Here is a 20,427-nt window from a genome sequence, read left to right as displayed (position 1 = left end):
TTCTCACGCATGCGCCGGTCGGCTGTACGACTCCGTGACAAGGACGACCCCTGCCCGGCATGATCGGTCCGTCCTGGCTGGACCCCCACACCACCCTGTGGGTAGGTGTCGGTCCGCTGAGCGCGAGTCGCCGCGTCGACGAGGCACGAAGCGCCTATGGTGATTCGCGATGAAAAGGATCAGAAGTGCGCTGGCCGTATCGGCGATATCGATCGCTGTCGTCGGTCTCGGTGCCGGCCCGGCCCTGGCGCAGCCCGCTGCCGAACCGCCGGTTACGACGACGCCGCCGTTCACGACACCCGACACCGATGACTGCCCGTTCGTTGCGTCCCCACCGCCCGCAATCGATCTGTCCGAGGTACCGGAGCCCGGAAGCACTGTCCCGCAGCCACTCCCGGTCCCCGCGGACGCGGTGGGCGGCGAACGTCTGGCCGAGTGCGGAGCCGTGGTGCCGGACGGCGCTCCGCCACTGCCTGCGGACATCTCCGCCACCGGTTTCGTGGTGGCCGACATGGACTCCGGCGCAGTTCTCGCCGCCAAGGATCCTCACGGCCGGTACCGGCCGGCGAGCACGATCAAGGTACTGCTCGCGCTCGTCGCACTGGACGAGCTGAATTTGGACACCCAGATCACCGCGACCGCCGAGGACGCCGACGCCGAGGGCAGTGCCGTCGGGATCGGCAAGAACGGTGTCTACTCGAATCTGCAGCTGATGCAGGGCCTGGTGATGGCGTCGGGAAACGATGCGGCGCATGCGTTGTCGACACAGATGGGCGGGGACGCCGCCACCGTGGACAAGATGAACGCCAAGGCCGCAGAGCTGGGTGCCCTCGACACACGTACCGCCACGCCGTCCGGTCTCGACGGCCCGGGGATGTCCACCTCCGCTTACGATCTGGCCCTCATCTTCCGCGCGGCGATGCAGAAACCCACCTTCGCGCAACTTATTTCGACCGAGACCGTGCAGTTTCCCGGCTACCCCAAAGATCCCGCGATACCGGAAGACCAGGACCGGCCTGGTTTTGCACTCTCCAACGACAATCAGTTGCTGTACAACTACGAGGGTTCTCTCGGGGGCAAGACCGGATACACCGACGACGCGCGCCAGACCTTCGTCGCCGGTGCCGAGCGAGACGGTCGACGCCTCGTGGTGACGATCATGAAGGGTGACGTGCTGCCGATTCGTCCGTGGGAGCAGGCGGCCCGACTGCTGGATTACGGCTTCGGCCTGGGTCCGAACGACACCGTCGGTGATCTCGTCGAACCGCAGACGACGTCCGCAGTGACCAGTACGCGCACCAGCGAGGCAACGCCGACTCTCGCTCAGCCGCCGGCAACGGCATCGGGGTCGAGCTCCCGCCAGTCCGAGATGCAAGCCCAGGGCGACACCGTGGTCCGCATCGGCGTCGGTGTCATCGGCGCGATCGTGGTGATCGGGCTGCTGTGGGGCGCTCGACGGCTGTCGCGCAACCGCTGATCGGGTAGAGGTACTCGCGAGACTGTCAGCGACGCCGGTTGCGCAGTCCCGCGACTCCGACCGCAGCAAGGACTCCCGCACCCACCAGTGCCAGCCCGCCGGTCACTCCCGGTCCGTCGCTGACCTCGACTCTCGTGTTGATCACCGCGGGTTCCGGTGCCGGAACGTGGGCTTCGGCGAGGCTTTCGCGAGTCGTAGCGGCGAACGATGTGGAAAAGAGCACCAGCCGTGATGTCGTGAACACGAACACCAACAGACCGATGATGGGTCCGAACACGACGCCCGCCGGGCCGCTGGTCACCGACGCCAGGTAGAGGGCACCGAGTTGCTTGAAGATCTCGAACCCGATTGCGGCCAGCAGCGCACCCTTCGCCGCGCTGCGCCACGACACCGGTTCGCGCGGTAGGCGTGAGATCACCCAGGTGAACAGGGCCCAGGTACCCGCCAATGCGAGGAGCACCGAAAAGACGCGCAGTGCGATTCCCACCCCCGGTACGGAGTCGAGATTCGCCCACTCGAGAATGCTGCGCATGATGCCGCCGCCGGCCAGAGCCGACAGGGCGAGCGAGAGAACCAAGGCGGTCCCGAGCCCAATCAACGCAGCGAAATCCTTGGCCTTGGTGGCCAGAAAGCCGCCCTGCTCGTGCTGGCTCTCCCACATGGCCGTCAATGCTTCTCGCAGGTTGGCGATCCATCCGAGACCGGCGTAGAGAGCACCGAGCAAGCCGATGATGCCGACACTCGTACGCGATTCGATGGCCGTCTCGATCAGGGAACTGATCGTCTCGCCGAAGCTCCCCGGCACGTTCTGGGCGATTTCGGACTGGATTTGGGCAAGCCACTCGGGCTGATTCACCAATACGAAACCGGCGATCGCAAACGCGACCATCAGGAGTGGAAACAGCGCCAGCACACTGAAATACGTCATACCGGCCGCGTAGTAGTCACCCTTCTGACCTTGATAACGCTGCGCCGCAACGACGGTATGGTCCAGCCAGGGCCACCGGGCGCGCCGGTCGTCGAGCATGGCCTTGAAATCGGGCATCGCGCTCACCTTCTCGCTGTCGTCGGCCGCTGTCGGAGAGTGTCGCCGCATCGCTGCACTGCGAAACCCGGTGTGTCGTCGATGCTATGCGCCGGGAGGCAGGAAACCCACCCGGTCGTACACCTGAGCCAGCGTCTTGCTCGCCACTTCTCTGGCGCGCTCCGCCCCTGCCGCAAGAATCCGATCGAGCTCGGCCACATCGGCCATGAAGCCGTCCATTCGTTCACGAAGCGGAACGACGAACTCGGTGAGGACATCTGCGGTGTCGGACTTGAGGTCGCCGTATCCCTTACCCGCATATCCGGCCACGAGATCCTCGATGCTCGCGCCGGACAGCGCAGATTGAACGACGAGAAGATTGCTGACCCCGGCCTTGTTCACCGGATCGAACGCGATGTCGCGCTCGTTGTCGGTCACCGCCGAACGAATCTTCTTTGCCGACACCTTCGGATCGTCGAGGATGTTGACGATGCCCGCCGGATTCGACGAGGACTTGCTCATTTTCGAGGTGGGATCCTGCAAATCGAATATCTTCGCGGTGCCCTTGACGATGTGAGCATCAGGGACGACGAACGTCTTCTTGAACCGAGTGTTGAATCGCTGTGCCAGATCGCGGGTCAACTCCAGATGTTGACGCTGATCTTCGCCCACCGGAACCAGATTGGGACGGTAGAGCAGGATGTCGGCAGCCTGCAGAATCGGATAAGTGAACAGACCGACGCTGGTGTGATCGTTGCCTTGCTTGGCAGACTTGTCCTTGAACTGCGTCATCCGCGCTGCTTCGCCGAACCCGGTGATGCAGTTCAGAACCCACGCCAACTGCGCATGCTCGGGCACCTGGCTTTGCACGAACAACGTCGACTTCTCCGGATCGATCCCCACCGCGAGCAATTGCGCGGCAGCCACTCTGGTGCGACGACGCAGCTCCTTGGGATCCTGCGGAACAGTGATGGCGTGCAGATCCGGAATGAAGTAGAACGCGTCGAACTCGTCCTGCAACTCCACCCAGTTCCGCACCGCACCCAGGTAATTACCGAGATGGAACGAATCGGCAGTCGGTTGGATGCCCGAGAGCACCCGCCGACGCGGACCCTGCGGAGTGTCGATGGAGTCGGGAGAAGACATGCCGCAATCTTTTCACGGACCCCCGAACACCTGGCTCTCGCCTAGCGATAGCGCACTGTCACCGGTGCATGATCCGACCATCGCTGGTCGTAGGCCTCGGCGCGCTCGGTGATCGCTTCCTTGGCACGCTCGGCCAAGTCACTCGTTGCCAGTTGGTAGTCGATGCGCCAACCGGCGTCGTTGTCGAACGCCTTCCCGCGGTAGGACCACCAGCTGTACGGCCCCTCGACCTCCGGGTGCAGCGCTCGGACAACATCGGTCCACGGGGCCTTCTCGGCAAGCAGCTGCGAGACCCACTCACGCTCCTCCGGCAAGAATCCCGAATTCTTGCGGTTCGTCTTCCACGCCTTCAGATCGGCCTCGGTGTGGGCGATGTTCCAGTCCCCACACACCACCACGTCCCGATCTTCGGTCTTCGCTGCTTTGGCCGACTTGCTCAGGAACTTCGCGAACGCAGCCATGAAGCGTTCCTTCTCGTCCTGGCGGTCGGTACCCACCTCGCCCGACGGCAGATACAGGCTTGCCACCGTGACGTCCCCGAAGTCGCCTTCGATGTAGCGGCCGGAGTCTGCGAACTCGACAGCGCCGATGCCGACGCGAATCGCATCGGGTGCCGCCTTCGAGAGCAACGCCACGCCGTTGCGTCCCTTGGCCGACGGTTCGGCCGAGGCCAGGTGCCACCCCGCATCGAGCGCCGGAGCCAGGGCCTTGGTCAGTTCCCCGTCGTTGGCGCGGGTCTCCTGCAGGCAGATGACGTCGGCATCGGTGGCCTCCAACCACGGCAGCATGCCTTTTCGGGCTGCAGCGCGGATTCCGTTGACGTTGACTGTGGAAATTGTGATCGGCACGCCGACGACCGTAGCGGAGGTCACCGACAGACGGCAGGTCGCCGTCCGTCGGTGGCACGTCCGCAGACCTGTCAGCGACGTCTGGGTTTGGCCCCGGGCCTCGGCGCGGTGACCGTCGATGTCACCTCCGGCACCACCACCGGTTCACGATCGATTCGCCGGTAGACGACGTGCTGTTGGACATAGGTCCAGATGTTGTTACTCGTGAAGTACAGCAGCACCGCGACGGGTAGCAACGATCCGCCGACGAGCACCCCGGCCGGAAACACCCACAGCGTGAGCTTGTTCATGATCGCCGTCTGCGGATTGTCCGCGGCCGCGCCGTCTTGACGGGCGATCGATGCCCGGGAGTTCAGATGCGTGGCGATCGCAGCGACGATCATCAACGGCACCGCAACGAACGCGATACTCCACACCGACGGCACTCCCCCGAACGGACCGAAGGCTTCGAGCACCTCGCGGGAGCTGCTGATCGCTGCCGAAATCGGTGCGCCGAAGAGCCGTGCGTCGAGAAAGGACTGCACGTCGGAAGCACTGAAAACGTAGTTCGCGGTGTTCGCATTCTCTTGTGCCGCCATACCGAGGTGCCCGAATCCGGTTCCCGTTCGGTTGAACGATCGCAAGACGTGCAGCAGACCGATGAATACAGGGGCCTGCGCCAGCAGTGGGAGGCATCCCATGAGGGGGTTGAATCCGTGTTCCTGCTGTAGTTTGCGCATCTCGGTGGCCTGCCGCGCTTTGTCCCCGGAGTACTTCTTCTGCACTTCCTCGATCCGGGGTCGAAGTTTCTTCATGACGAGCTGAGATCGGATCTGACCGACGAACGGCTTGATCAGAAGTGAACGCAACGTGAAGACCAGAAAGATCACTGCCAACGCCCAGGCGAAGCCGTTGTCGGGGCCCAGCACGAAGCCGAAGGCTCGGTGCCAGAACCACAGCACCGCGGAGACGGGGTAATAGACGAAATCGAGCATGGTGGAGCACCTCACTGTGAGAGAAGTCGGTCGACTGGCGTCTCGACCGGATCTCGCAGTGGCTCAGAGCAATTCGAGCCACCCATCCGGTCCGGAAACCGGACCGGGCGCTCGGGGCATGGGACGGCCCGGAGTATCTGGGTGCTCCTGCCGACGGAAGGACCCTCGACGTCGTCGATCGTCCGTATCGCCGGTGCACGTCGGCAGCGGCGCGATCGCGGCCGGATCGATCGTCGCTCCGAGGGTCAGCAGCGATGCCGCCAACAACGCACCGAACATCGCAATCTGGGCGGCAGGTTGAGTGTCGACAACGGTGAAGACGACGAGCAGGACGGCAACGACGCCGAGGAATGTGGTTGCGTGGCGCCGAAAAGTCAGGCGGCAGGCGTGGGATCGAGATTCGAGCATCTTCGGTTCCTTGTGGGCGCTTCGCGGACAACGGAGTGCGAAGGCGTGGGGGAACTCGAAATTAGAGTGCCCCCACCAGGGCACCGGGCGCTCTCGGCTGCGGACGTCCCGGGGCATCCGGGCGATGCTGACGCCGGAACGCACCTCGTAGATGACGTTCCTCGGTGGTGGGTCCTACGTTCGGCAGCCGGCGAAGCAGCGTCAGGGCATCGACACGGTGCGCCAGCACCATCAAGACCGCCAGTGCCGCAACGAGAACGAGCGCAATGTCGGCCGTTCCGGCCGGGGTCGTCAACAATAGCGACAACAGAAGCAGCGAGGTGACGACGAAGTTCTGGTAGCCCATCTCCCCACCTCTCGCGTGTGATGTCGATCCGATTCGTTGCTCAGGGTACAGATACCGACGGGTCTGTGCACAGGTGCCACGTGTCGCCGGTGAACACCGGGCCCCTGGCCTGCACGCACGGTCGAATGTAGTCGGGAAGTCGATCGAGCTCGGCGTCGGCGTCGGACGACAACCCACCCAGATAGAACGTATCGATGCGACCGCTCTGCTCGAATCGTTCCACGTTGTGGCGGGCGATGTAGGCATCGGGATTCAGGGCCCCCAAGGCAAGCACGGTGAGCACCGCGCCCACGCCCACTGCGCGCGGAAGCCAGCGACCCGACATTCGCACACCCGCAGCGAGCAGCAGCACGAATACCGAACCCAACCACCACTCGACGGCCGTGACGAACAACCTGAGCGTGGTGTACCCGTACTGCGCCTCGTACAGCGACATTCGATGCAGAGCCGACGCCACGATCACCAACGACAGCGCACAGAGCACGCCCAGCAGAGAACGCAACGCAACTCGGTCGCGTCGGGCGGCGCGTTCGGCTTTTGCCACGGTGACCGCAATGACGAGCAAGGTCAAGACCGTCACGGTGAGCAACTGCCAGAAACCCTGCCGTGCATATTCTGCGTTCGTCAGACCCACTGTGGTCAGCACATGCCCTTGACCGCCGAACAGGGTTGGCACCTGGAAACCCACGAACACCGTGAACAACACGACCACCGCGCCCAGTGGAATGACCCACTCCCACAACCGAACCGTACGACGCTGCAACGGTGCGAGCCGATCGAACCTCGGCGGATTGCATGCCAGGTAGGCCACAGCGAGCGCACCTACCGACGTGAGCACGAAGATCACGGTCCGCCCCACGGTCGATTCGACGTCGAACTCCGGAGTGACTGCGCCGAGTGCGTCCGCGAACCGCTGGTCCGCCGCGCTGAAGAGGGCGGCGAACACGACGCAGAGCATCACCGTGACAACAGCGACCACGCCCATCCGCACCGGACGGGGACCCTCGAAATCGACCGATGCCGCTCCCCGTCGAGTCCAGCGAGCAACGCGCATCGGCAGCAACACCGGAAGTAATGCGCCGAGGGCAATACCCGTCCATGTCCATGCGCGAGAGAGCACCACCGTCCCGACGACGATGGTGAGCGCAGTCGACATGGCCACTATCCACTCGGCTGCTCGTAGCGCCGAGACACTTGCCAGTGCCACAGCCCCCGCGACACCCACCCATTCCCACACTGAGAGGGTCCCGCGGCGCACTGCGAGCACCACCGCCACGAAAGCCAGTGCAGTGATCACCACACCGAAGGTGCTGCGGCCCAGCACGATCACGCCGACCAGGCCGGTGAGCGCAGCGCCGATCAGCGCAGTGCGAGGTGCTCGGGAGTACCGAAGGACAGGCCAGGTGCGAGGCCCCCACGGCGAATGCCCTCTCGATGTGCGGCGACGAACCGGAATCTCGATGGTGCTCATAGCTTTTCCTCTTCCGTGATCAGGGCATGGAAAGTAGACGGCTGCAGTTCGGAGACGAGCAGTCGTGGTGCGGATGGATCGAGAAAATCAGTGCTCGGGGATGGCCACTCTGATGTGGCAGCCGGAGGCACTGCCGAGAACTTCTATCGTTCCGCCGTGTAGTTCGGTGGCCCAGCGCGCGATGCCCAGCCCGAGACCTGTTCCGCCGTCGGTCGATCCGCCGCGCGTGAAGCGGTCGAACACCGCGAGCCGATCGGCGGGTGCGATACCGGGGCCGCTGTCGACAACGTCGAACGCGAACATGTGGTCGATGCGACGGGCCCGCACGATCACCGTGCTCGGCTGCGGGGAATGGTGAACAGCGTTGTCGACCAGGTTGGTGATCACCTGTGTCATGCGCGATCGGTCTGCCACCACGGTCGCGTCCGTCGGCACGACCTCGATAACTACCCGTTCGCGGTGCGCGCTCGTCGCATCATCGAGAAATTGCTGTACCGCGAATTCCTCTGGAGCGATGGTGAGTACGCCACCCTCCACCCGCGACAGGTCGAGCAGTTCGCTCACCAGATCGCCCAGCCTTTCCGTCTGGCGCAGCGCCAGGGACAGCGTTTCGGGATCGGCATCGGTCACCCCGTCGACGACGTTCTCGAGTACGGCACGCAGCGCGGCGATGGGCGTTTTCAATTCGTGCGAGACGTTGCCGATCAACTCACGGCGATACTTCTCCGCGGCTTCGAGATCGTCCGCCATGGTGTTGAACGCAGCGGCCAGTTCCCCGACCTCGTCGCGCGAGGTGGCACGTACTCGGGTCGAGTAGTCGCCACGCGCCATCGCTTTGGCCGCCGAGGTCATCTCGCGCAGCGGCGAGGTCATTCCGTGAGCGACGAATTGCGTTGCGGCCAGGGACACCACGAGCGCCGCGAGGAGGGTGTAGCGAAACTGCCAGCCTGCTCCGATCCAGAAGACGACACTGGCCAACACCAATACGGTTCCGACGACGAACGAGACCTTGAGCTTGAACGAACGCAAGGGATCCAGTGGACGGGGCAGCATGCGCATCATCGCGGCGACTCCACTGCATACCCGACGCCGTGCACGGTGCGAATCACATCTCCACCGATCTTGCGGCGCAGTGCTTTCACATGACTGTCGACGGTTCTGCTGCTCGCGGAGTCGTCCCAGCCCCACAATTCGGACAGCAGGGTTTCCCGCGAGACTGCGGTACGGGGACGAGCAGCGAGATACGCGAGGATATCGAATTCCGTTCTGGTCAGATGAATGTCGCCGGACGCGTTGGACACCCGCCGTTCCCGGTGATCGATCTGCAGATCTCCGAGCCGGACGGAGTGCGGCTCGGAGGTCGCCGATCGCTCGGCGCGGCGAACGAGCGCGTGCACGCGAGCGACCAACTCTCGCATGCTGAATGGCTTACCGAGATAGTCGTCCGCCCCGACTCCCAGGCCGACGAGCATGTCGGTCTCGTCGGACTTGGCCGTCAGCATCAACACCGGCACCGGCCGAGACGCTTGAATGCGGCGGCAGACCTCGAGCCCGTCGAACCCGGGCAGCATCAGATCCAGCACCACGACGTCGGGATCGAGTCGGGCGCACATCTCGACAGCAGTGGGACCGTTTGCTGCCGTGACGACCTCGTACCCCTCCCCGCGGAGCCGTGCTGCCACGGCCTCGGAAATCGTGGGCTCGTCGTCCACGACGAGAACTGTGCGGCTCATGAGAATTGACCCTAGAGGGCGCTCGTGGAGGAGTTCGTCGGGAAATGTGGAGGTTCGGTGAAGGTTCACCGATGGATGGGCGAAGACAATCCCGAACTGGACTTCGCAGATAAATAAGGGTCGGCTATCCTACCGTTGATTAGCCAACCCTTCTGAAAGGCGTCTCGATGTACAACCGACCACTACGCAGGACATTGGCGGTGTGCGCGATAGCGCTGACCACCGCAGGCCTGCTCAGCGCATGCTCGAACTCGAGTGACGAGGCGTCGCCGGCCGCAGATACCGACACGGGCTCCGCGTCGAGCTCGTCGGCCTTCCCGGTCACCATCGAGCACGCATTCGGTGAGACCGTCGTTCCTACCGAACCCACTCGTGTCGTCGTGGCGGGATACACCGAGCAGGACACGGTGCTGGCGCTCGGCGTGATCCCCGTCGGCGTCACGGAGTGGTACGGCGAACAGCCGTACGCAACCTGGCCCTGGGCCCAGGCGGCGTTGGGTGACGCGCAGCCGGAGGTTCTCTCGAACGACGATGGATTCGAGACGGAAAAGATCGCCGAACTCGAGCCCGACCTGATCATCGCCACCAATGCAGGCCTGACAGCGGACACGTACAAGACCCTCAGCGATATTGCGCCGACGCTCGCGCAGTCCGACGCGTCGACCGCCTACTTCGAACCCTGGGATGTTCAGGCGGAGAAGATCGGACGTGCACTGGGCCAGAAAGCCGAGGTCGATGCATTGATCGACGGCGTGAACCAGAAGTTCGCGGATGCCGCGGCCGCGCACCCGGAGTTTGCCGGCAAGAAGGCGATCTTCTTGCAGAACGCGTTCTACGAGGGCAAGGCGATTGCGTACCAGAACGGACTGAGCACCGATTTCCTCACCAAGCTCGGCTTCGCGATCCCCAACGACATCGACGCATACGTCCCGGCCGACGGCAGTGCCCAAGCCAGCATTCCGTTGGAAAACCTGTCGGTTCTCAATGTCGCCGACGTATTGATCTGGGGAACGGAGGGACCCGGTGACCGCACCCAGTTGGAGAAAGAGCCGGTGTACAACGCACTCGAACCGGTCAAGGACGGCAATCTGGTGTTCACCGACGGGGTGACCGCCGGTGCGATCTATTTCACCAGCGTGCTCAGCCTGCCGTACGTCATCGACAAGCTCACGCCTGCGCTGACCGAAGCACTCGACGGAACGGCATCGACGATCACCAGCTGACCGGACCGGGCCGCCTACTGTGCGGCGGCGCGCTTGTCCATCCACATGGCGGTGGCCAGTACACCGAGACCGGCCACCGCCAGGCCCGAGCCGACAGCGGCGGGTGCCGTGTAGCCGAAGCCTGCGGCGATCACGGCACCACCGACTGCCGCGCCGATGGCGTTGGCCAGGTTGAATGCGGCGTGGTTGAGTGAAGCCGCCAGCGTCTGGGCGTCCTCGGCCACGTCCATCAACCGTGTCTGCAGGCCGGGCACCACCGAAGAGCCGGCCGCGCCGATCAGGAAAACCAGGAGCAGAGCCGTGATCGGATTGTGTGCCGCTGCGACGAACAACGCCAAGAACACGGCAGTTGCGGCCAGACCGACGAAGGTGCCCCTGAGCTGGAAGCGGTCGGCCAGCCAACCACCGACATAGTTGCCGGCGACCATGCCGAGCCCGTAGATCATCAGGGCGAGCGGAACGAGTGCGCGAGCGAGGCCGGCGACATCGGTCAGCGTCGACGCGATGTAGGTGTACACCGCGAACATTCCACCGAATCCGACGATTCCGACGAACAGGGTCATCCACACCTGGCTTCGGCGCAGTGCACCGAGCTCGGTGATGGGGCTGGTGGTCGGCATGGCGTCGAGCCGGGGCATCCACACAGCCAGCGCCGCGACGGTGAGGGCACCGATGACCGCCACGAGAGCGAACGCACTGCGCCACCCCAGAGCCTGTCCGATCCAGGTTGCCACCGGTACGCCGACGACGTTGGCGACCGAGAGACCCATCATCACCATCGCGACGGCTTTGGCGCGTTTTCCTGGTTCGGCGAGGTGTGCGGCCACCAGTGCGGCCACTCCGAAGTACGCACCGTGCGGCAGGCCGGCGACGAATCGTGAGGCGACGAGCTCGTTGAAACTGGGTGCGAACACCGTGCCGAGGTTGCCCAGGGTGAAGGCCACCATCAGCACCAGCAACAACATCCGCCGGGGAACTCGGGCAGCCAGGGCAGCGATGGTGGGAGCGCCGACCACGACCCCGAGCGCATAGGCGGAGATCATGTGGCCCGCAGAAGGCTCGGAAATCCCCATCGTGGTGGCGATGTCCGGCAGCAAGCCCATCGACGCGAATTCCGTCGTGCCGATGCCGAAGCCGCCGATGGACAGAGCCAACATCGCGAGCTTGCGGCGGGTCGAGTGCGGTCGATGACTGACACTCAGGCCACTCGACACCTTGCCGCGCACAGCGCTGACTCGGGAAAGAGCGGAATCGGTGACAGTCACAGCGGTACTACCTTCGTTTCGATCGGGAACGTGAACGGCGAGATCGGCGGCGTACAGAATCGATTCAGCACAGCGCATCCCAGTAGGGGAACAGCCGACTCGACCATTGTCTTCCCTCTACCCTCCAGTTTTCGAGCCGAAGAGCGGTGATTGTCCTCACCCGAGCAACTGCCGGGGCCCTTCTCGGCCGCCGGGCCAAGCCCTTGTTCCTGTGGCGCGTCCGTACCCGCTAAGATTTCCGCCAGGTCATGAGTGCCAGCATCGAGCCCCGGCTTGCTGGCCGGCAACCCTCCAGCCGCGGTGGGGTGCCCCGGGTGAACGACCGGGCCGATCCTGCATGCAAGTGCCGAATCGACAAGCGCGGGTCCGCAAGAAGCGGACCCACTGAATCTTCGGCCTCCAGGGGCCGAGGCCTGTCAGGAGGTTTTCTCATGTGTTGCTGTACCGATACGCCCCGTAGCGCTCGACCCCTCGAGCATCATTCGACATTCGATTTCTCTCGTACCGACTTGTTTCGGACGAACTCGTTTCAGAAAACGGAGTATCAGCAGCCATGACAGATTCGAACCCCGACATCGTCGACGCCACCGGAGCACCGACCGAGGATCCGTTCACCGATCCCTCTGCCAATTGGAGTTTCGAGACCAAGCAGATCCACTCGGGTCAGACGCCGGACGGCGCAACCAACGCGCGCGCACTGCCGATCTACCAGACCACCTCGTACACGTTCGACAACACCGATCACGCGGCCGCATTGTTCGGACTCGCCGAGCCGGGCAACATCTACACCCGCATCATCAACCCCACCCAGGACGTTGTGGAGCAGCGCATCGCCGCTCTCGAAGGTGGCGTCGCAGCATTGTTGGTCGCGTCGGGTCAGGCAGCCGAGACCTTTGCCATTCTCAACCTTGCGGAGGCGGGCGACCACATCGTCTCGAGCCCGCGTCTGTACGGCGGCACCTACAACCTCTTCCACTACACCCTCCCCAAGCTGGGGATCACCGTCTCGTTCGTCGACGATCCCGATGATCTCGAGCAGTGGCGGGCCGCGATCACGCCGTCGACCAAGGCGTTCTACGGCGAATCGATCTCCAACCCGAAGAACGACATTCTCGATATCCCGGGAATCTCCGCGGTAGCCCACGAGAACGGCATCCCGTTGATCGTGGACAACACGGTGGCGACGCCGTACCTGCTGCAGCCGTTGAAGCACGGGGCAGACATCGTCGTGCACTCGGCGACCAAGTACCTGGGTGGACACGGCACGGCGATCGCCGGCGTGATCGTCGACGGTGGCACCTTCGACTGGACTCAGGGCCGTCACCCCAACTTCACGACCGCCGACCCGAGTTACCACGGTGTGGTGTTCGCCGATCTCGGCGCTCCCGCATTCGCGCTCAAGGCACGCGTACAGCTGCTGCGCGACATCGGCGCAGCTGTCTCTCCGTTCAACGCCTTCCTCATCAGCCAAGGAATCGAGACGTTGAGCCTGCGCATCGAGCGGCACGTGGCCAACGCACAGAAGGTGGCGGAGTTCCTGGCCGGCCGCGACGACGTCGTCTCCATCAACTACGCCGGACTCGAGTCGTCGCCGTGGTACCAGCGAGGCCAGGAATTGCTACCCAAGGGACAGGGCGCAATCGTCGCGTTCGAGCTGAAGGGTGGCGTGGACGCGGGCAAGAAGTTCGTCAACGCGCTCACACTGCACAGCCACGTCGCTAACATCGGTGATGTGCGCTCACTCGTCATCCACCCCGCATCCACCACCCATTCCCAGCTGACTCCCGAGGAGCAGTCGGCATCGGGTGTGACGCCGGGTCTGGTTCGTCTGGCCGTGGGAATCGAAGGAATCGACGACATCATCGCCGATCTCGAAGCCGGCTTCAGCGCGGCGGCATCTTGAGCAACAGCTGCGACACAGGCGTTCGTCCGGAGGCGGTTCTTCCGTCTCCGGACGGGCGGCTGGGCACCATCGACATCGGCGGTCTCGACCTCGAGAACGGTGCTCACATCCCCCAGGTGACCGTCGCCGTGCAGCGGTGGGGGGAGCTCGCCACCGACCGCAGCAATGTCGTGCTCGTCGAACATGCCCTGACCGGAGACTCGCACGTGTCCGGCCCGCCGGACGCGGATCATGCGCTGCCCGGTTGGTGGAACGGAATGGTCGGACCCGGGTGTCCCATCGACACCGACGAGTGGTGCGTGGTTGCGACCAACGTGCTCGGTGGATGCGGCGGCACCACCGGGCCGAGCAGCATCTCGCCCGACGGCACACCGTATGGATCGACGTTCCCCGACATCTCGATCCGCGACCAGGTCGCGGCGGAGGCAGCTGTCGCCGACGCCCTCGGCATCGACCGCTTCGCCGCCGTGGTCGGTGGCTCGATGGGCGGGATGCGGACCCTCGAATGGATCGTCAGTCGTCCCGATCGCGTGGCAGCGGCACTGGTTCTGGCAGTCGGTGCGCGGGCAACGGCCGACCAGATCGGCACGCAGACAACGCAGATCGCCGCGATCAAAGCGGATCCGGGGTGGCTGGGTGGCAACTACCACGGCTCCGGAACGTCTCCGACGGCCGGACTCGGTATCGCGCGACGCATTGCGCATCTGACGTATCGCACCGAGAGCGAACTCGACATTCGGTTCGGTAACTCACCGCAGAACGACGAAGATCCATGGTCCGGCGGCCGCTACTCGGCGCAGAGCTATCTCGAACATCAGGCCGCGAAGCTGGTCAATCGATTCGACGCGGCGACCTACGTTCTGCTCTCCGAGGCCATGAACCGACACGACGTGGGTCGCGGCCGCGGCGGAGTGGCCGAAGCTCTTGCGTCCGTGCCGGTTCCGACCATCGTCGGCGGCGTCGATTCGGATCGGCTCTATCCGCTGAGGCTGCAGAAGGAGATCGCCCGCGAACTCCCCCAGTGCCGCGGACTCGAAGTGATCCAATCTCGCGACGGTCACGACGGCTTCCTCACCGAAGCCGATTCGGTGGCGAAACTACTCGCAGAGACGATGGAACTCGCCCGTCTCGGACGGCGCTGAGGCCGTCGGGCACGCTCCGTCCGGTCGCTTCTGCAGACGTGCGCCCGAGCCGTCAGTCGGTACCCAGTGGATCGATCGACAGCGACAGGAACACGATAGCTCCGCCGACGCAGCCCAACGCGAGCACATCGAATCCACGACTGCGCACGCTGAGGGTTCCGACCCGAGATTCGGGCAGGCACAGTCGCAGCACCGCGGCCAGGAGCGCCGCACATCCGAAGATGAACGCGCCGCGCCGCCAGCGATCCGCCAGCACCAGCACCAGCGCGGCGAGGACGACGACCGATACCGCGACGATCGGCAGATTACGCGCTACTGCGGCGCGGAATCCCGGGTCGTGTTCGGCTCGCGAATCGGCGGCGTTCATGCTCGGATCGCTCAGCTCTCGGCTGCGGAGCGCTCGGCACGCTCGACCACGTTGGTGAGCAGGAAGGCGCGGGTCAACGGTCCGACGCCACCAGGATTGGGCGAAAGGAAACCTGCGACCTCGGCAACACCGTCGGCGACGTCGCCGCGCAAGCCGTCCTCGGTACGGGTCACGCCGACATCGAGCACGGCGGCACCGGGCTTGACCATGTCTGCAGTGATCAATCCCGGAACCCCGGCGGCAGCAACGACGATGTCCGCGCGGGAGACCTCCGAGGCAAGATCGCGAGTACCGGTGTGGCACAACGTCACCGTGGCGTTCTCCGAACGCCTGGTGAGCAGAAGCCCGATGGGTCGACCCACAGTGACGCCGCGACCGATGACCACCGCACGCGCGCCGTCGAGGGCCACGTCGTAGCGACGCAGCAGGTGCACGATGCCGCGCGGCGTGCACGGCAGTGCCGCATCCTCACCGAGGACCAGACGGCCCAGGTTGATCGGGTGGAGGCCGTCGGCGTCCTTGTCCGGGTCGATGCGCTCGAGCGCAGCATTTTCGTCGAGATGTTTCGGCAACGGCAGCTGCACGATGTATCCGGTGCAGTCGGGGTTGGCGTTGAGTTCGTCGATCACTGCTTCGAGATCCGATTGGCTGATGTCCGCCGGCAGATCGCGGCGAATCGAGGTGATCCCCACCTTGGCGCAGTCGTTGTGCTTGCCCCGGACGTATGCCGCCGAGCCCGGGTCGTCGCCCACCAGCACCGTGGCCAGTCCCGGGGTGATGCCCTTCTCCCGCAGCGCCGCTACGCGGGCAGTGAGATCGACGAATATCTCGTCACGGGTCGCTTTGCCATCGAGAATCGTTGCAGTCACCCGGCCATTGTTCCAGGCTCGAGGTCGGCCGTGCCGCGCCGGTCCGCCCACCAGGTCAGCCCTCCACCACCAGACCGTTCGCGCCTGCGTATGCCACGGCCTGCATCAGCTCGATCTTGGCACCTCGCACACTCGCGCTCACCCACAGGGACTGATCGGCGACGGCACCGCGTAGATCGGCCTCGTCGAACTTGGCGTCGACGGTGCGGGCTCCCGCGAAATCCACCGAGCGCAAGATCGCTTTCCGGAAATCTGCAGATACGAGGTTCGCCTCCCGCATCCTGCACCCCGTGAGGTCGAGACCACGCAGATCGACGTTCCCCAACGCCGCGAGCGTGAAATCGACCTCGTCGTAGACCGCAGGACGCATCCGGCTGTCCACGAACACCGAACCCATCATGGTCGAGTGACGGAAGGTACTGTGCTGCAGATTCGTTCGAGTGAACGTGCACGATCGGAATGCGGAATTGGTGTGGGTCGATTCGGTCAGATCGGTGCCGGTGAAATCGCATTCGGTGAACACCACAGAGTCGGTTCGCACTCCGCTCATGTCGGCATCACGAAATGTGCAGCGAACGAACTGCCTGCCGTTCCACTCCTGCCCGTCCAGTCGAGTGTCGGAAAAATCTTCACCGATGATCTGCTCGTCGTCCACCTGCCCCATACTTCCCCGATTCGTGGTGGCAGAGTGAACCGGGTGTTTCGACTGATGTTCTTCGAGCCCCGCATCCCCCAGAACACCGGCAATGCCATACGCCTGGTGGCCGGCACCGGATGCGAGCTGCACCTGGTAGGCCCGCTCGGGTTCGACATGTCCGAGCCCAAGCTCAAACGGGCCGGCCTGGACTACCACGATCTGGCGTCCGTCACCGTGCACCGGGACCTGCCATCGGCCTGGTCGGCTCTCAACCCCACGCGAGTGTTCGCGTACACCGCTCACGCCACGCGTTCGTACGCCGACGTCGCATACGAGCCCGGCGATGTTCTGCTTTTCGGACCGGAGCCCACCGGACTCCCCGACGAGGTTCTCGACGACCCACACGTGAGCGACCGCCTTCGCATTCCGATGATTCCCGGCCGTCGATCACTCAACCTCGCCAACGCAGCAGCGGTGACGATGTACGAGGCATGGCGGCAACACGGGTACGAGGGCAGCGTCTGACGGGCGCTGCCCGAACCAGTTCGGCCGCACCGTTCCTTCATCGATCACGAAATCAATTGTGAGCGGCGACAAATGGTCACCGAATTGTCCTGTGACAACGAACCGTCGCAGCTGCACCGATGGGTCGCCACCGAAAAGACTATCCCTCGAAATCGTCAGCGTTCGACCCGACTGCGGCCGGCGGCGGTCGAGCGCTGTCGGTAACGATTTTCTTGCCGGCGTCGGGCAAGGGCACTCGCGACCGCCGGGTGCCTCCCCCCGGATCCGGAGTGACCGCCACTGCTGGCCCGAACAACGAAATCCCAAGCGATGGAATACCATTCGAGTAACAGACCGGACGGTCGAACAACATCGTGAACGTACGACGGACGGCCCCGACAGCTCCTCCCGAGGTACGCAGAACCGGACTTCCACGACGATTCGTTGCCGATGGCAGCGGCACCGTTACACAAACCTCGCCAGCTTGCTGCCGTCGACGACTCGAGCGGGGTACGGTGTGCCGCATCGACCCGTTTCGCTCGTGAAGGAGCTTTCTGTTGTTCTCTGTTTCCTCTCCCCGCCGTTCTTCCTCCTACTCCTCCATCACGCGCACGTCGAGTCGGTTCGGTAGCCGAATTGCCCGGACCGCAGCAATATTCGCTCTCGGCTCGGGAATGACCGCCGCCGCACTGGTGGGCACCGGCACCGCGTCGGCCGCCCCCGTCAACTGCGTGTCTCCGCCCTCGGCCAACGACATCCAGGTCGACGGCACGGCGAGCTGCGGTGCCACCTCGGAGGGCACCGGCCGGGCCACCGCCGGTGCCGCCGACAGCGGTACCGCGGTGAGCGTCAACGACGGCCCCGGAGCGACGACCACATACGCCAACGGATTCGGCGTCGCGCTCGGAGCAAGCAAGAATGCAGGCACGGCCTACGCCGTCGCACTCGGTGGAGGCATTGCACACTCGTGGGCCGACGCCGGCCAGACGACTCTCGCCGTCGCCGGATGGGGATCCGGTGCCACGGCCGAAGGTCGCGGCGTCGATTGTGTCGGCCCGCTGTCCCTCGCCCTGAACCTGTCCAGCGGCCAGTTCTGCGTCCTCGGTAGCTGATTTCAGGGGCCGAACTCGCCCTGTCGGACGGAGCCGACCACCCGAGAATTCGATTCGAGGTGGTCGGCTCCGCTGGCCTAGAGAGCACACATCAGTCGAAGCCGCTCGGATGACTCGCCCGCGGTCGGTGCCCATATCGCGGGCTGCGGGCGGGCTCGGGGCCGTCGACCGGCATACTCGGAAAATGAGTTCTTCACGTGCGGCCGCTCGCCCGAGGGCGCTGTCGTTGCACGGCCGGATACGAGTGCTGACGATGAGTGTGGCGGCCCTCGCCGTTGCGGTCAGCGCTCTGGCGATCTATCTCGTCGCAGAGCAGGCCCTGCGTTCGCAGGTCATCGACCGCGTCGGAAGAAACAGCGACGCCCTGATCGCAAGCGCAGTGTCGGGCGCTTCTCCCTATCTGTTCGGTTTCGCAACCGAGGAATCTGCCGCGAAGGTCGCATTGGTCGCGACCGGCGGAGAATTGATGACCTCCTCGAACGGTGCCGATCCCTTCATGAACTCCGACGGCGTTCTGGATCCCCCTGAGAAGTCCGTCGTGGACGGCAGCTCGGATCGGTCGCTGCGCGAAGTACGGGGCTACTACATCTCCGCTCAGCGCACGGCATCCGGGGAAACCATCATGGTGGCCGAATCGCTCAGTGGAGCGTCACGTCTACTTGCCAAACTCACCCTGGCTCTCGTGCTCGTCGGAGGTTTCCTCGTCGCGCTGGCCGGCGTCGCCGGTACCGCCGTTGCCCGCACCGGCCTGCGGCCTGTCACCCGTCTGCGCGCAGGCACCGAACGCGTTGCCAGAACCGGAGACTTCGAGCCCATCGACGTCAACGGAGACGACGAACTCGCATCACTCGCCAACAGCTTCAACGAGATGTTGGCGTCCCTGTCTCGGTCGCGAGCAAGGCAGGGACGACTGATCGTCGACGCCGGTGCCGAACTGATGGAGCCCCTGACCGCGTTGCGTACCAACATCGACCTGCTGATGTCTCTCGACCGTCCCGACGCACCGACCATGCCCGAAGACGAGCAGGATCGCTTGCGGGTCGAGGTCATCGCCCAGATGGACATCATCATCGGCTTGGTGCACGATCTCGTCGACCATGCCCGAGATCCTGCGCCGATAACACGCTGAGAGCCGACGCGTTACGGGTGTGGGCGCGGCGCGATCCAGCGTTCCGACGGACCTGGGCCTGACCCCGTTCGAGCGCGATTGTCTTCTCGTGATGGGGCTCCGCCGGACGACTATTGTCGAACGATGAACGCTCCCCTGACGATCGTCACCGGCGGCAGCCGCGGCATCGGTGCTGCCATATCCCGACGACTGGTCGCCGACGGACACGATGTGGTGATCGGCTACCGCTCCGATGCCTCTGCCGCGGAATTACTGGCAACCGAATTGTCGATGTCCGGCCGGACGGTGATCGCAGTCCGCGCGGACACCACCGACGAGCAGGCGGTGATCGATCTGTTCGACGCGGCAGCGAAAATCGGCACCGTCAGCGGCGTGGTCAACAACGCCGGTTCGGCACGCGCAGTCGGCATGCTGGCGGACAACGACATCGAGACGATCAGAGCGGACGTCGATGTCAATGTGATCGGGGTGATCACCTGCTGCAAATACGCAGTCTCAGCGATGGCCGAATCGGGTGGCTCCATCGTCAACATATCCTCCGCAGCCGCGACCCTGGGTAGCCCGGGAATGTACGTCCACTACGCGGCAGCGAAGGCAGCGGTGGATACGCTGACCGTCGGCTTGTCCAAAGAGGTTGCAGCGCAGAACATCCGCGTCAACGCAGTAGCCCCCGGAATCATCGAGACCGACTTTCACCGAGATCGGCAACGACCACAGAAGATGGCGTCGAGCATTCCGGTCGGCCGCCCCGGTGTGCCCGACGAGATCGCCGGTGCGGTGTCGTGGTTGTTGTCCGACGATGCGCGGTACGCCACGGGAACCGTCATCCGGGTAGCCGGCGGTATGTGA

At 64.4% G+C, this 20,427-nt stretch carries 21 protein-coding genes and 1 riboswitch; of the genes, 8 read left to right on the top strand and 13 right to left on the bottom strand.

The annotated features are described in order from the left end of the window. The first annotated feature begins 169 nt into the window (after window positions 1-169). Window positions 170-1,477: a D-alanyl-D-alanine carboxypeptidase family protein gene (locus ACFI9K_RS05370; RefSeq protein ID WP_462662559.1), complete on the top strand. Its 1,308-nt coding sequence runs from the start codon at window positions 170-172 to the stop codon at window positions 1,475-1,477. Between the two features lie 25 nt (window positions 1,478-1,502). Here the strand turns inward: ACFI9K_RS05370 and yhjD are convergent, their stop codons facing one another. The 9 genes from yhjD to ACFI9K_RS05325 form a co-directional block, all read right to left on the bottom strand. Further along, entirely contained in the window at window positions 1,503-2,522 is a 1,020-nt protein-coding gene (gene yhjD, locus ACFI9K_RS05365; RefSeq protein ID WP_462662558.1) for an inner membrane protein YhjD, read from the bottom strand. 84 nt (window positions 2,523-2,606) lie between these two features. Continuing rightward, window positions 2,607-3,647 (bottom strand): tryptophan--tRNA ligase, encoded by a 1,041-nt coding sequence (gene trpS, locus ACFI9K_RS05360; protein WP_462662557.1) that lies wholly within the window; start codon window positions 3,645-3,647, stop codon window positions 2,607-2,609. A 41-nt stretch (window positions 3,648-3,688) separates the two neighbouring features. Further along, the gene (locus ACFI9K_RS05355) at window positions 3,689-4,495 is read right to left on the bottom strand and encodes an exodeoxyribonuclease III (RefSeq protein ID WP_462662556.1); all 807 of its coding nucleotides are present in this window, start codon (window positions 4,493-4,495) and stop codon (window positions 3,689-3,691) included. 71 nt (window positions 4,496-4,566) lie between these two features. Beyond that, a complete protein-coding gene (gene yidC, locus ACFI9K_RS05350; protein ID WP_462662555.1) occupies window positions 4,567-5,469 on the bottom strand; it encodes a membrane protein insertase YidC in 903 nt (300 codons plus the stop codon). A 63-nt stretch (window positions 5,470-5,532) separates the two neighbouring features. Then, window positions 5,533-5,877, bottom strand: coding sequence for a DUF6412 domain-containing protein (locus tag ACFI9K_RS05345; protein ID WP_462662554.1), 345 nt, complete (start codon window positions 5,875-5,877; stop codon window positions 5,533-5,535). Between the two features lie 61 nt (window positions 5,878-5,938). Further along, window positions 5,939-6,223 carry a DUF6412 domain-containing protein gene (locus tag ACFI9K_RS05340; RefSeq protein ID WP_462662553.1) on the bottom strand — a complete coding sequence of 95 codons (285 nt, stop codon included), beginning with the start codon at window positions 6,221-6,223 and terminating at the stop codon, window positions 5,939-5,941. Between the two features lie 40 nt (window positions 6,224-6,263). Then, a complete protein-coding gene (locus ACFI9K_RS05335) occupies window positions 6,264-7,694 on the bottom strand; it encodes a DUF4153 domain-containing protein (RefSeq protein WP_462662552.1) in 1,431 nt (476 codons plus the stop codon). Window positions 7,695-7,781: 87 nt separating this feature from the next. Then, window positions 7,782-8,753: a HAMP domain-containing sensor histidine kinase gene (locus ACFI9K_RS05330; protein WP_462662738.1), complete on the bottom strand. Its 972-nt coding sequence runs from the start codon at window positions 8,751-8,753 to the stop codon at window positions 7,782-7,784. After that, on the bottom strand, window positions 8,753-9,427 hold the full coding sequence (locus ACFI9K_RS05325) for a response regulator transcription factor (protein ID WP_462662551.1): 675 nt from the start codon (window positions 9,425-9,427) through the stop codon (window positions 8,753-8,755). Before ACFI9K_RS05325 ends, ACFI9K_RS05330 begins: the two co-directional genes overlap by 1 nt. A gap of 167 nt (window positions 9,428-9,594) precedes the next feature. Here ACFI9K_RS05325 and ACFI9K_RS05320 point away from each other — a divergent pair, with 167 nt between their 5' ends. Continuing rightward, window positions 9,595-10,650, top strand: a complete 1,056-nt coding sequence (locus tag ACFI9K_RS05320; RefSeq protein WP_462662550.1) for an ABC transporter substrate-binding protein — start codon at window positions 9,595-9,597, stop codon at window positions 10,648-10,650. A gap of 14 nt (window positions 10,651-10,664) precedes the next feature. Here ACFI9K_RS05320 and ACFI9K_RS05315 read toward each other — a convergent pair whose 3' ends face one another. Then, window positions 10,665-11,807: an MFS transporter gene (locus tag ACFI9K_RS05315; RefSeq protein WP_462662737.1), complete on the bottom strand. Its 1,143-nt coding sequence runs from the start codon at window positions 11,805-11,807 to the stop codon at window positions 10,665-10,667. A 352-nt stretch (window positions 11,808-12,159) separates the two neighbouring features. Continuing rightward, window positions 12,160-12,282, top strand: a riboswitch (SAM riboswitch). A 186-nt stretch (window positions 12,283-12,468) separates the two neighbouring features. Here ACFI9K_RS05315 and ACFI9K_RS05310 point away from each other — a divergent pair. Both ACFI9K_RS05310 and metX read left to right on the top strand, forming a co-directional pair. After that, entirely contained in the window at window positions 12,469-13,818 is a 1,350-nt protein-coding gene (locus ACFI9K_RS05310; RefSeq protein WP_462662549.1) for a bifunctional o-acetylhomoserine/o-acetylserine sulfhydrylase, read from the top strand. After that, entirely contained in the window at window positions 13,815-14,960 is a 1,146-nt protein-coding gene (metX, locus tag ACFI9K_RS05305; RefSeq protein WP_462662548.1) for a homoserine O-acetyltransferase MetX, read from the top strand. Before ACFI9K_RS05310 ends, metX begins: the two co-directional genes overlap by 4 nt. Before the next feature lie 52 nt (window positions 14,961-15,012). Here metX and ACFI9K_RS05300 read toward each other — a convergent pair whose 3' ends face one another. Genes ACFI9K_RS05300 through ACFI9K_RS05290 form a run of 3 tightly spaced genes read right to left on the bottom strand, consistent with a single transcriptional unit; the run spans window position 15,013 to window position 16,860 of the window. After that, window positions 15,013-15,327: a DUF3017 domain-containing protein gene (locus tag ACFI9K_RS05300; RefSeq protein WP_462662547.1), complete on the bottom strand. Its 315-nt coding sequence runs from the start codon at window positions 15,325-15,327 to the stop codon at window positions 15,013-15,015. Window positions 15,328-15,338: 11 nt separating this feature from the next. After that, a complete protein-coding gene (locus ACFI9K_RS05295; RefSeq protein ID WP_462662546.1) occupies window positions 15,339-16,196 on the bottom strand; it encodes a bifunctional methylenetetrahydrofolate dehydrogenase/methenyltetrahydrofolate cyclohydrolase in 858 nt (285 codons plus the stop codon). Between the two features lie 55 nt (window positions 16,197-16,251). Continuing rightward, window positions 16,252-16,860 carry a pentapeptide repeat-containing protein gene (locus tag ACFI9K_RS05290; protein WP_462662545.1) on the bottom strand — a complete coding sequence of 203 codons (609 nt, stop codon included), beginning with the start codon at window positions 16,858-16,860 and terminating at the stop codon, window positions 16,252-16,254. A gap of 33 nt (window positions 16,861-16,893) precedes the next feature. Between ACFI9K_RS05290 and ACFI9K_RS05285 the strand changes: the two genes are divergently transcribed. The 4 genes from ACFI9K_RS05285 to ACFI9K_RS05270 all read left to right on the top strand — a co-directional run bounded on the left by ACFI9K_RS05285 (window position 16,894) and on the right by ACFI9K_RS05270 (window position 20,427). Next, on the top strand, window positions 16,894-17,358 hold the full coding sequence (locus ACFI9K_RS05285; protein WP_222092901.1) for a tRNA (cytidine(34)-2'-O)-methyltransferase: 465 nt from the start codon (window positions 16,894-16,896) through the stop codon (window positions 17,356-17,358). Between the two features lie 536 nt (window positions 17,359-17,894). After that, window positions 17,895-18,449 (top strand): DUF6764 family protein, encoded by a 555-nt coding sequence (locus ACFI9K_RS05280; RefSeq protein WP_462662544.1) that lies wholly within the window; start codon window positions 17,895-17,897, stop codon window positions 18,447-18,449. A gap of 184 nt (window positions 18,450-18,633) precedes the next feature. Then, a complete protein-coding gene (locus ACFI9K_RS05275; protein WP_462662543.1) occupies window positions 18,634-19,578 on the top strand; it encodes a HAMP domain-containing protein in 945 nt (314 codons plus the stop codon). Between the two features lie 123 nt (window positions 19,579-19,701). Then, window positions 19,702-20,427 (top strand): SDR family NAD(P)-dependent oxidoreductase, encoded by a 726-nt coding sequence (locus tag ACFI9K_RS05270; RefSeq protein WP_462662542.1) that lies wholly within the window; start codon window positions 19,702-19,704, stop codon window positions 20,425-20,427.

Source organism: Rhodococcus sp. PSi06, from assembly GCF_054960675.1.
Note: the sequence above shows the minus strand (reverse complement) of the source record. Positions and strands in the feature narration are given on the sequence as shown.